This window comes from Aggregatibacter sp. HK296 (genome assembly GCF_980469475.1).
In genome coordinates this window covers 801,765-813,512 of the sequence record NZ_OZ413142.1, presented here as the reverse complement: position 1 = coordinate 813,512, position 11,748 = coordinate 801,765, and the positions used below count along the sequence as shown (strand labels likewise).

Annotated in this window: 8 protein-coding genes; 5 read left to right on the top strand and 3 right to left on the bottom strand. The window is 42.4% G+C overall.

Going from position 1 to position 11,748, the window contains the following annotated elements; all coding sequences use genetic code 11:
- Positions 1 to 13 precede the first annotated feature (13 nt).
- Positions 14 to 2,008, top strand: a complete 1,995-nt coding sequence (locus AC30SH_RS03925) for a KAP family P-loop NTPase fold protein (protein ID WP_314311988.1) — start codon at positions 14 to 16, stop codon at positions 2,006 to 2,008.
- A gap of 523 nt (positions 2,009 to 2,531) precedes the next feature.
- Here the strand turns inward: AC30SH_RS03925 and selD are convergent.
- The 3 genes from selD to pntA form a co-directional block, all read right to left on the bottom strand.
- The gene (gene selD, locus AC30SH_RS03920; protein WP_489582396.1) at positions 2,532 to 3,572 is read right to left on the bottom strand and encodes a selenide, water dikinase SelD; all 1,041 of its coding nucleotides are present in this window, start codon (positions 3,570 to 3,572) and stop codon (positions 2,532 to 2,534) included.
- A 186-nt stretch (positions 3,573 to 3,758) separates the two neighbouring features.
- Positions 3,759 to 5,183, bottom strand: a complete 1,425-nt coding sequence (gene pntB, locus AC30SH_RS03915) for a Re/Si-specific NAD(P)(+) transhydrogenase subunit beta (protein WP_489582145.1) — start codon at positions 5,181 to 5,183, stop codon at positions 3,759 to 3,761.
- Positions 5,184 to 5,193: 10 nt separating this feature from the next.
- Entirely contained in the window at positions 5,194 to 6,729 is a 1,536-nt protein-coding gene (gene pntA / locus AC30SH_RS03910; RefSeq protein WP_111294130.1) for a Re/Si-specific NAD(P)(+) transhydrogenase subunit alpha, read from the bottom strand.
- A gap of 298 nt (positions 6,730 to 7,027) precedes the next feature.
- Between pntA and sfsA the strand changes: the two genes are divergently transcribed.
- From sfsA to AC30SH_RS03890, 4 genes are all read left to right on the top strand, one after another.
- Positions 7,028 to 7,759 (top strand): DNA/RNA nuclease SfsA, encoded by a 732-nt coding sequence (sfsA, locus tag AC30SH_RS03905; protein ID WP_489582144.1) that lies wholly within the window; start codon positions 7,028 to 7,030, stop codon positions 7,757 to 7,759.
- Between the two features lie 234 nt (positions 7,760 to 7,993).
- Complete coding sequence (tyrS, locus tag AC30SH_RS03900; protein WP_489582143.1) at positions 7,994 to 9,181, top strand: tyrosine--tRNA ligase; 1,188 nt, start codon at positions 7,994 to 7,996, stop codon at positions 9,179 to 9,181.
- Positions 9,182 to 9,269: 88 nt separating this feature from the next.
- On the top strand, positions 9,270 to 10,196 hold the full coding sequence (gene cscK / locus AC30SH_RS03895; protein WP_006718451.1) for a fructokinase: 927 nt from the start codon (positions 9,270 to 9,272) through the stop codon (positions 10,194 to 10,196).
- Positions 10,197 to 10,269: 73 nt separating this feature from the next.
- Entirely contained in the window at positions 10,270 to 11,724 is a 1,455-nt protein-coding gene (locus AC30SH_RS03890; protein WP_006718453.1) for a glycoside hydrolase family 32 protein, read from the top strand.
- The last annotated feature ends 24 nt before the right edge of the window (positions 11,725 to 11,748 follow it).

The following is an 11,748-nucleotide window of genomic DNA, read 5'->3' as shown; positions in this document are numbered from 1 at the left end:
TAAAGGAAAATATATGGAATTAATAAGCGATAATCCAATAAAAGATTCTAGCAATGATTTATTAGGTAGAGCTAGTAGTGCAGAAGCATTTGCTAAACACATTTTTTCATTTGACTATAAAGAAGGTTTGGTTGTGGGATTATGTGGAGAATGGGGAAATGGTAAAACATCCTATATAAATTTAATGCGACCAGAATTAGAAAAAAATTCTTTTGTACTTGATTTTAATCCTTGGATGTTTAGTGATGCTCATAACTTAGTTGCTTTATTTTTTACTGAAATCTCTGCTCAGTTAAGAGATTATGAGGATGATAATGAGCTAATTGATAGTTTGAGTAGTTTTGGAGAGTTGTTATCTAATTTAAAACCTATTCCATTTGTAGGAAATTATTTTAGTGTCTTGGGTGGCGGTTTAAGTTTTTTTTCAAAGAAAAAGAAAGAAAAAAACAGTTTGAAAAATCAACGTGATAAATTAATTAAAGTTCTAAAGGAAATAAGTAAACCTATTACTGTAATTTTAGATGATATAGACCGTTTATCATCTGATGAATTACAATCAATTCTAAAATTGGTCAGAGTTACAGGAAACTTTCCTAATATTGTTTATGTTTTATCATTTGATAAAAATAGAGTAATTAAAACATTAAATGATAATAACATTGATGGACGGGATTATTTAGAGAAGATAATTCAGATTCCATTCGATATACCACAGGTACCTAAAAAACTATTACAAGAAAATTTATTTTCATCTTTAGATAAGATTTTAAGGGATGTTTACCTAGATAAGGCTCGTTGGTCTAATGCATATTGGAATATCATTAAGCCAACAATAAAAAATATTCGAGATATTAAGCGTTACACATCTTCTCTATCGAATATCTTTAAACAATTAGGTAAAGAAATTGATGTGGTTGATTTACTCACTATTGAAGCGATAAGAATTTTCTTTCCAGATAAATTTAAAGAAATTTTTGAACTTAAAGATTATCTCTTGGCACGATCAGATAATGACAAAAGAAAAGTTAAGTTAAGTGATTTTATTCAAGATAATGAAATGTATGCGTCTTTTCTAGAAGTTTTATTTGATATTGATAATATAAATTCAAATAATGAATTCCTAAAAAATAGAAGGATTGCTTATTCGGCATTCTTTGATTTATATTTTGAACAAGTTATGAGTCCTGAGTTCATAAATGTTAAATTATCACAAAAAGTTTGGCTTGCAATGCAGTCAGAAGAAGATTTCAAGATCGCTTTATCAGCTGTTCCTGACGATTCTCTAGAAAATGTAGTTAACAATTTAATTGACTATGAAAAAGACTTTACTAAAGAAATAGCTCTAGCAACTATACCAACATTATATAGAAATTTACCAAGAGTGCCTGAAAAAGAACTAGGATTCTTTGACTTTGGGGCGGATATGGTTTGGAGTCGCTTAGTTTATAGATTACTTAGAAGACTTCCTGAGAAGGATAAAAAAGAAGTTATTACTCAACTATTAAATTCTAGCGATCTATATGGGCAATATCAAATTGTAGGAATTATTGGATATCGAGAGGGCCGAGGTCATCAATTAGTATCTGAATCGGATGCAAAAGACTTAGAGGAAATATTTTTAAATAATATTCGCTCTGCAACAATTAAAGAACTTGCAGGAACCTATAATTTGTCACATATAATCTATTTCTTTGTTTCAATTGGAAACCATTTTTCTGATGATATATTAAGTTCCCCTGAAGTATTTTTATCATTACTTAAATCTTCAATATCAGAACGTAAATCTCAAAGAGGGGGTGATCCTACAATACATAGAGAGAAAATTCTACTTTGGGATGCCTTAATTAAAATTTGTGGAGATGAGGATAAAGTAAATAGTTTAATTGAAAAAATAGCTGAAGATGAAGAACTTAGAAATAAAGATTATATGGAACTTGCAATTAAATATAAGAATGGATACCGACATAAAAAATCAATGAATCATGAAGATGATTTAGATGAGTTTTAATGCTTTTTTCAAAAGAACAAGCGGTAAGATTTTGCAAAAAATTTGCAAGATTTCACCGCTTATTTTTTCCCATGCACGGCAAAGCCGTACATGGTTACGCATAATTCAGCCCCGCTGGGGCTGTGTTCTCCAACACGAGTGGCAACCCCACGATGGCGCAAGCGTCCTCGCTTGTGCCTATCAACTAAAAGTGCGGTCAAAAAATCCAAAGAATTTTAAATATTGGTTCTGCCAGTGGCTTACGGGTAAAACTCGCAATGATTTTATTAAACAGCACCAGCGTGGACGCTGGCGCTATCTTTCTTTATTTACACATCTCTGTTGGCGCACGCTTCCCAACGTGTGCCTAATTTCACGAAAAAACACTTCAAAAACTCACCGCACTTTAATTTCTAAGGCACGTATTAGGAAATGCGCGCCAGCGTAAATTTTCATGACTAAAAAAATGCGGTCATTTCCTCAAACGTTTTTCATTTCAAAAAACACTTGGAAAAATGACCGCACTTTGATCAAAAAATCAACGCTATTTCACCACAATAAATTCCGGTGTGGCTTGTCGTTCCATGAGTTTACCGATAGGATATAGCTCAACACCGGCAGTTTCGGCGACAGCAAAAAACTCTTTTTCCGAATCCGGTTTGACGGCGATGAGCAAACCGCCGGAAGTTTGTGGGTCGCATAGCACGGCTTTTTGTAAATCTGTAATTGGTGCAATTTTGTGTCCGTAGCTGTCGAAATTACGGTTTGTACCGCCCGGAATACAACCTTGTGCGATGTAATCGAACACACCGTCTAGGGTTTTAATGCTAGCGAAATCCACTTCGGCATTGAGATTGGAGCCTTCACAGATTTCGGCTAAATGCCCTAACAAGCCAAAACCGGTGACATCCGTCATCGCAGTGACTCCGTCAATATTTGAAAGCTGGCTTCCCAGTAAATTCATTTGGCACATCCATTTGGTCGCCAAACCTTTATGTTCTGCTTTTAATTTGCCTTGTTTTTCTGCCGTGGTTAATACGCCGATGCCCAATGGCTTGGTTAAATACAAGTTGCAACCGGCTTCAGCAGAGGCATTTCGTTTCACTTTCTCCGTATCGATAATGCCGGTCACCGCCAAGCCGAAAATCGGTTCAGGCGAGTCAATAGAATGTCCGCCGGCAAGGGCAATGCCCGCATCCTGACAAGCGAAACGACCGCCGTCAATAATGCGTTGCGCCACGTTTGCAGGCAATTTGTTAATCGGGAAGCCAAACACCGCAATCGCCATAATCGGCTTGCCGCCCATGGCGAAAATATCGCTCACAGCGTTGGTTGCCGCAATGCGTCCGAAATCAAAAGGATCGTCCACAATCGGCATGAAAAAGTCTGTGGTACTGATAATCGACGTACCATTGCCTAAATCATACACCGCCGCATCATCCTTGGTATCATTGCCAACCAAGAGATTCGGGTCAATAAACGGTGTCATTTCGGTATGCAAAATTTCCTCTAAAACCTTAGGCGATATTTTGCAGCCTCAACCGGCGCCGTGGCTATATTGCGTCAGCCGAATGTCGTTTGTTATGACGCATTCATTCTGCTCCGCGTGCAAAGCCTGCTCTGTCATGCTTACTTCCTTTTTATTAAACGAATGGCGTAATTATAGCTTTATTGGACGAATGATTCATTAATTGAAATGCATTTCTCAGAAACAAAAAGTGCGGTGAAAACTCACCGCACTTTTATTTTTTAGCTTGTCATCCAAAGCAAATTACAGCGCTTTTAAGATGTCATCCACACGTTCTTTCGCATCACCAAACAGCATTTGGGTGTTTTCTTTGAAGAACAGTGGATTTTGTACGCCGGCGTAACCGGTATTCATAGAACGTTTGAATACCACTACGTTAGCCGCTTTCCACACTTCCAATACCGGCATACCGGCGATTGGGCTGTGCGGGTCATCCATTGCCGCAGGGTTTACGGTGTCGTTCGCGCCGATAACCAAAACGGTGTCGGTGTCAGCGAAATCGTCATTGATTTCATCCATTTCCAACACGATGTCGTAAGGCACTTTGGCTTCCGCCAATAACACGTTCATGTGGCCCGGCAAACGTCCGGCAACCGGGTGGATACCGAAACGCACGTTTACGCCGCGTTCGCGTAATTTTTGGGTGATTTCTGCCACCGGATATTGTGCTTGCGCAACCGCCATGCCGTATCCCGGGGTGATGATCACAGAGCTGGAATTTTTCAACAATTCCGCTACTTCTTCTGCGGTTGTTTCGCGATGTTCGCCTTGTTCCGTATCGGAAGACACTTGAACGTCATTACCAAAACCACCGGCAATAACGCTGATGAAAGAGCGGTTCATGGCTTTACACATAATGTAAGACAAGATCGCACCAGAAGAACCTACAAGCGCACCAGTCACGATTAACAAGTCATTGCTAAGCATAAAACCTGCCGCCGCAGCCGCCCAGCCGGAATAGGAGTTCAACATGGACACCACCACCGGCATATCTGCACCACCGATAGAGGCCACTAAATGCCAACCGAAAGCGAGTGCAATCACGGTCATGATTAATACCGGGAAGATATTTTCCGGTTCACTTAAGAACGCCACCATTAATAAGGCAGAAACGATGAGCGCCCCCAAGTTTAATTTATGGCGGTGTGGCAACATTAAGGCTTTGGAATTAATTTTTCCGCTTAATTTACCAAATGCCACCACGGAGCCGGTGAAGGTCACCGCACCGATGAAGATCCCCAAGAACACTTCCACGTTATGCACGCTAGCAAGTGCAGCTTGTTCCGCTAAGAATTTCGCTTGCTCTATGTCATTTAAACCGCTCGGCATGGTTGGGATATCATGCAAACCGTAGCTGTTATAGCCCACCAATACAGCAGCCAAACCGACGAAGCTGTGCAAGATCGCCACCAATTCCGGCATTTCTGTCATTTCGACTTTTAATGCACGTTGAATACCGATTGCGCCACCAATCACCATCGCAATGATGATCCACAATGTGCCTTCGGATTTTGGACCGAAGATGGTGGCGATGAGAGCAATCCCCATCCCGATAATGCCATACCAGCACCCTGCTTTTGCCGTTTCGTGTTTAGAAAGACCGGCTAAGCTCATAATGAAGAGCAACGCTGCAACAATATACGCAGCTTGTACAAAACCTTCTGACATGATTTTCTCCTTAGCCTTTTCTAAACATGGAAAGCATACGTTGAGTGACGCGGAAGCCACCGAAAATGTTGATGCTTGCCACTAAAATCGCAATAAACGCCAACACACTAATGAAGAAATTACCTTGTGAGATTTGCAATAACGCCCCCACGATAATAATCCCTGAAATCGCATTCGTTACCGCCATCAATGGGGTGTGTAGCGCATGGCTCACATTCCAAACCACATAGTAACCCACGACACAAGCCAAGACGAACACGGTTAAGTGAGAAAGGAAAGCCGCCGGTGCAATAGATGTGAGCCATAAGAAAAGCACACCCACTGCCGCCATAATGCCGTATTTTTTACGAGGATCCGTTGGTTTTTCCTCTTCTTTTTTGACCGCACTTGCGGCTTTCGCTTGTTGTTGCGGTTGAGCGGACACTTGAATCGGCGGTGCCGGCCATGTGACTTCGCCATCACGAATCACTGTCACGCCACGCAATACCACGTCGTCGAAATTGATGTCAATTTGACCGTCTTTGTTTTTGCAAAGCAATTTCAATAAGTTAACCAGGTTGGTACCGTAAAGTTGGGAAGATTGCGTTGGTAAACGGCTTGGCAAATCAGTGTAACCAATGATTTTCACTTGATTGTCGGTGACCACCACTTCGCCGGCTTTACTTAATTCACAGTTACCGCCGGTTGCCGCCGCTAAATCGACGATCACGCTACCCGGTTTCATGGACTCCACCATTTCTTTGGTGATTAAGCGCGGTGCCGGTCTGCCCGGAATTAACGCAGTGGTAATAATAATGTCCACTTCTTTCGCTTGTTCAGCGTAAAGGGCAAGCGCGCGACGATTGAATTCCTCGGACATCACTTTCGCATAACCATCGCCACTGCCGCCTTCTTCTTTGAAATCGATTTCAAGGAAGCTGGCGCCCATACTTTCTACTTGTTCTTTTACTTCCGGACGGGAGTCAAAGGCACGAACGATAGCACCAAGGCTGTTTGCTGCACCAATCGCGGCAAGACCGGCAACACCCGCACCAATCACCAACACTTTTGCCGGTGGTACTTTACCTGCGGCGGTAATTTGTCCGGTGAAGAAACTGCCGAATTCATGTGCGGCTTCTACCACGGCACGATAACCCGCAATATTTGCCATTGAACTTAATGCATCCAATGCTTGCGCACGTGAAATACGTGGTACGGCATCCATCGCCAACACATTGATTTTTTTCGCTGACAGTTTTTCCATGAGCTGCGGATTTTGCGCAGGCCAGATAAAGCTGACTAAGGTTGCCCCTTCTTTAATTAAAGCGATTTCATCATCAGTCGGCGCGTTGACTTTAAAAATAATGTCCGCTTGCCAAACCTGTGCGGCATCACCGACTTTCGCACCGGCAGCTACAAATGCCTGATCTTCAAAACTCGCTTTGAAACCCGCATCATGTTCAACAATCACGTCGAAGCCAAGCTTCAAAATTTGCTGAACTGTTTTTGGCGTTGCCGCCACACGACTTTCATTATCAAGCAGTTCTCTAGGTACACCAATTAACATAATGATTCCCTTTGATAGATTAAGATGTAGGTAACAAATTTACCCGCCCGAAATGACGCCTCTAGGCTGTCAAACTAGCCCTCACTCTATCATTGTTCCCCTAAAAACGAAAAAAAATTTTCGGCTTTTTATTCAATATGTGATCCCTATTACAATTTGTGGTAGCACATAAAAAAATTAGAAATTCCTCCCCCGCTTTGCTATCTTAGCGCGCAAATATTTTTGCTGCCGCTTCACACTCGGTCAGTAAAAAACACGGAAAAACTTAACCGCACTTTGATACTCAAGGTCAAACACAATGCAATTACCTCCTCTACAATCCGCCACCTTAATCCGTCGTTACAAACGTTTCTTAACCGATGTGCAACTGCCTAACGGCGACATCACTACGCTGCACTGCGCCAATACCGGCGCGATGATTGGCTGTGGTGCAGAAGGCGACACCGTTTGGTATTCCACCTCCGACAGCGCCACACGGAAATACCCAAGCTCTTGGGAGCTAACCCAATTAGCCAATGGCAATATGGTTTGCATTAACACCCACCGCTCTAATCAGCTCACCTTTGATGCCTTACAGAAAAAACACATTCTTGAACTGGCTATGTATGATGAAATTCATCCGGAAGTGAAATACGGCGAAGAAAACAGCCGCATTGATTTTCTGCTGAAAGGCAAAGATCTGCCTGATTGTTATGTGGAAGTAAAATCCATCACGTATGTGGATAACGACAAAAAAATCGGTATGTTTTCTGATGCCGTCACGACACGCGGACAAAAACACTTGCGCGAATTGATCGCCATGAAAAAACAAGGCCATCGTGCGGTGATTTTCTTCTGTGGCTTACACGATGGCTTCGATCATTTTCAAATCGCAAAACACATTGACGCCAAATATGACGCGCTTTTCCAGCAAGCGCTAAAAGAAGGCGTGGAAGCCTATGCATATGCCGCTGAATTTGAAAAAACGCAAGGAATTCCGACCGCACTTCATCTCACAAAGGTCGTACCACTTAAGATAAACTCAATTTAAGCAAATTATTTGAGAATTATTTTCATTAAAGTGCTTGACATTGTTTTTGAGAATAATTATCATTCAATCACCAAAACAAATTATAGATAATCACTCCAACTTCAACGCCTCATCCCCCACAAGAGGCGTTTTTTTTCGCCTGAAATCCGGCCTTTTCCTTAAAAATAATTCAAATTTGTCGAATAACCTCTATAATGTAGCCTTTCGGTAAATTGAATAACATTAGGAAAAGACATGACTGATATGAATACCGTTCTCGCGGAACTAAAACGCGGCGTAGATGAAATTCTTTCTGAACAGGATTTAATTGAAAAACTTAAAGAAAATCGCCCATTGCGCGTGAAACTCGGCGCAGACCCAACCGCACCGGATATTCATTTAGGTCACACTGTGGTATTAAACAAATTACGTCAATTCCAACAATTAGGCCACGAAGTTTATTTCTTAATCGGTGACTTCACCGGCATGGTGGGCGATCCATCCGGTAAAAACACGACTCGTCCACCGCTTAGCCGCGAAGATGTGTTACGTAATGCGGAAACCTACAAACAACAAATTTACAAAATTCTCGATCCGCAAAAAACCCGCATCGTATTCAACTCTGAATGGTTGGGTAAATTAGGCACCGAAGGCATGATTCGTTTAGCAAGCAACTACACTGTTGCCCGAATGTTAGAACGTGATGATTTCAAAAAACGCTTCTCTAACAATCAACCGATTGCGATTCATGAATTTATTTACCCGCTCTTGCAAGGTCATGATTCTGTTGCGTTGGAAGCCGATGTTGAGTTAGGCGGAACCGACCAAAAATTCAATTTATTAGTGGGTCGCGAATTACAAAAATCTGCCGGTCAAAAACCACAAGTGGCGATTACCCTGCCGTTATTAGTGGGCTTGGATGGCGAGAAAAAAATGTCTAAATCCCTCGGCAACTATATCGGTGTCACCGAAGCACCAAGCGAAATGTTCGGCAAAATCATGTCCATTTCCGATGACTTAATGTGGGATTGGTATAACCTGCTTTCTTTCCGTCCATTAGCTGAAATCGCCCAATTAAAAGCAGATGTGGCAAATGGTAAAAATCCACGGGATGTAAAAATCTTATTAGCCAAAGAAATTATTGCCCGTTTCCATGATGACGCGGCGGCAGAGGCGGCTGAACAAGAATTTATCAACCGTTTCCAAAAAGGCGCGATGCCTGATGACATGCCTGAATTTACCTTTGAAGGTGAAATCGGCCTTGCCAACTTGTTAAAAGAAGCCGGCTTGGTCGCTTCAACTTCAGAAGCCAACCGCATGGTACAACAAGGTGGCGTGAAAATTGACGGTGAAAAAGTAGAAGACGCCAAACTTGTTATCAGCGCTTCGACTGCGGTTTACCAAGTAGGTAAACGTAAGTTCGCCAAAGTCACGGTGAAATAAAAACATCACAAAAACGAACCGCACTTATGTCATCATAAAGTGCGGTTATTTTTATCCGCGTTTTTAGGGCTAACACAAGGAGCAGAATATGCATCAAAAGATCTGGGTATTAGGTGACGCCGTAGTGGATTTAATCCCGGACGGAGAAAATCATTATTTGCGTTGTGCTGGCGGTGCACCGGCAAACGTGGCAGTAGGTATTGCCCGTTTAGGCGGTGAAAGTGCGTTTATCGGTCGCGTGGGCAAAGATCCATTGGGCGAATTTATGCTACAAACCCTGCAACAGGAAAACGTACAAACCAGCCACATGATTCTTGATCCGCAACAGCGTACCTCCACTGTCGTGGTCGGGTTAGATAACGGCGAACGGAGCTTTACCTTTATGGTGAATCCAAGTGCCGACCAATTTTTACAAGTGGCGGATTTACCGAATTTCCAAGCAAACGAATGGCTCCATTGTTGCTCCATTGCCTTAATTAACAATCCTTCCCGCGAAACCACCTTTGAAGCCATTCGCCGCATTAAAGCCGCGGGCGGATTCTTCTCTTTCGATCCGAATTTGCGCGAATCCCTGTGGGCAAGCTTTGAAGACATGAAAGAAACGGTGATGAAGGCGGTGGCATTCGCGGATGTGTTGAAGTTTTCAGAAGAAGAATTGACGCTCCTCACTGACACGCAAACCTTAGACGACGCATTTGAAAAAATCACCGCACTTTATCCGGAAAAATTGATTATCGTGACCTTGGGCAAAGACGGCGCACGCTATCATTTAGCCGGTAAAAAAGACATCGTTGCCGGCAAAGCCTTAAAACCGGTTGACACCACTGGCGCAGGTGATGCGTTCGTTGGTGGTCTTCTTTCCGCCCTTTCACAACATGTAAATTGGCAAGAAACCGCTGTGCTTGAGCAAATTCTCCGTCAAGCTAATGCCTGTGGCGCGTTAGCTACTACGGCAAAAGGTGCTATGTCTGCCCTGCCAAATAAAGCACAATTAGCGGAATTTTTGGCAAACTGATCCCATTGCTTCAATCCAATAGCACGCATCTTATGATGCGTGCCACCTGCCCCAACAGAGGGGGAGAAACCTTATGCCTATTTTCAACAATGGAAAATACAAAAGCATCCTTGCGGCAGCATCCGGTGAGCTTGCAGAAATTGCTCAAACCGTACAAAAAGACAAAGATTTTCGACCGCACTTTCATATTGCGCCACCAACAGGGCTGATGAACGATCCTAATGGTCTCATCTTTGATGGCGAGAAATATCACCTTTTTTATCAATGGTTTCCTTTTGATGCACTACACGGCATGAAACATTGGAAGCATTTAATCACCAAAGATTTCCAACATTATCAATCCGCTGACGATCTCATTCCTTGTGAGCTTTTTGAATCTCACGGCTGTTATTCGGGTGGCGCATTAAAAGTCGGTGATAAATTAGCCATGTTCTACACCGGCAACACCCGTCGCCCAAGTGACAATCAACGCGTGCCTTACCAAAATTTAGCGATTTTCGATCTTAATGGGAAATTGTTAAGCAAACGTCCGTTAATTGAAAATGCGCCTGAAGGCTATACGGAACACGTTCGTGACCCCAAACCTTATTTTGCCGAAAACGGAAAAATCCGTTTTATCTGCGGTGCACAACGGGAAAATCTCACCGGTACGGCGATTATTTTTGAAATGGACAATCTTGAGGATACACCGCGTTTACTCGGCGAACTTTCCTTGACTGCCTTTGATAATAACAAGGTGTTTATGTGGGAATGTCCTGATTTATTGAAACTCGGCGATAAAGATGTGTTTATTTGGTCGCCACAAGGCAAATCGCGTGAGCCTCATCAATTTCAAAATAACTACCACGCCGTGTATGCTGTTGGCAAACTAGACGGCTTAACCTTTCACGCCGAACACATCGCCGAACTGGATCAAGGCTTTGATTTCTACGCACCACAAACTTTTGCAGGTCTTAGCAAGACAGAAAATGCCATCCTGTTCGGTTGGATCGGATTGCCGGACTTAACCTATCCGACAGACAAATTCAAATGGCATTCGGCTTTAACGCTGCCGAGAGAATTACGCTTAGAAGGCAACAAAATCCACCAACGCCCTATCACCAAAACGTATAAAAATCTGACCGCACTTTCTACATTTCATCTTGATGGCAAAGCCGAAATTGTAGATTTAGATCGTGCTTATGTGAAATTTGAAGCGAATAATCAAGCCTTTGATTTAACCTTCTTCCAAAATGAACAAGGACAATCCTTACGTCTTTCTTATGAAAACGGATTAGTTTGTTTAGAGCGTAGCCAAAGTGAACAAACCGCGTTGATGGAAAAATTCGGTAGTAAACGTTTCTGCGAAATTGAGAAACTACAAACGGTGGAAATTTTCTTTGATCGTTCTATCGTAGAAATTTTTCTCAATCACGGTGAAAAAGCCATGACCTCTCGTTTTTTTATTCAAGCACGGAAAAATGTTGTGGAAAGCAATCAAAAATTAACGTTACAGATTGGTTACCCAAAAGCCATTCAGTATCGATAAAAAAAGTGCGGTGAAATTTCACCG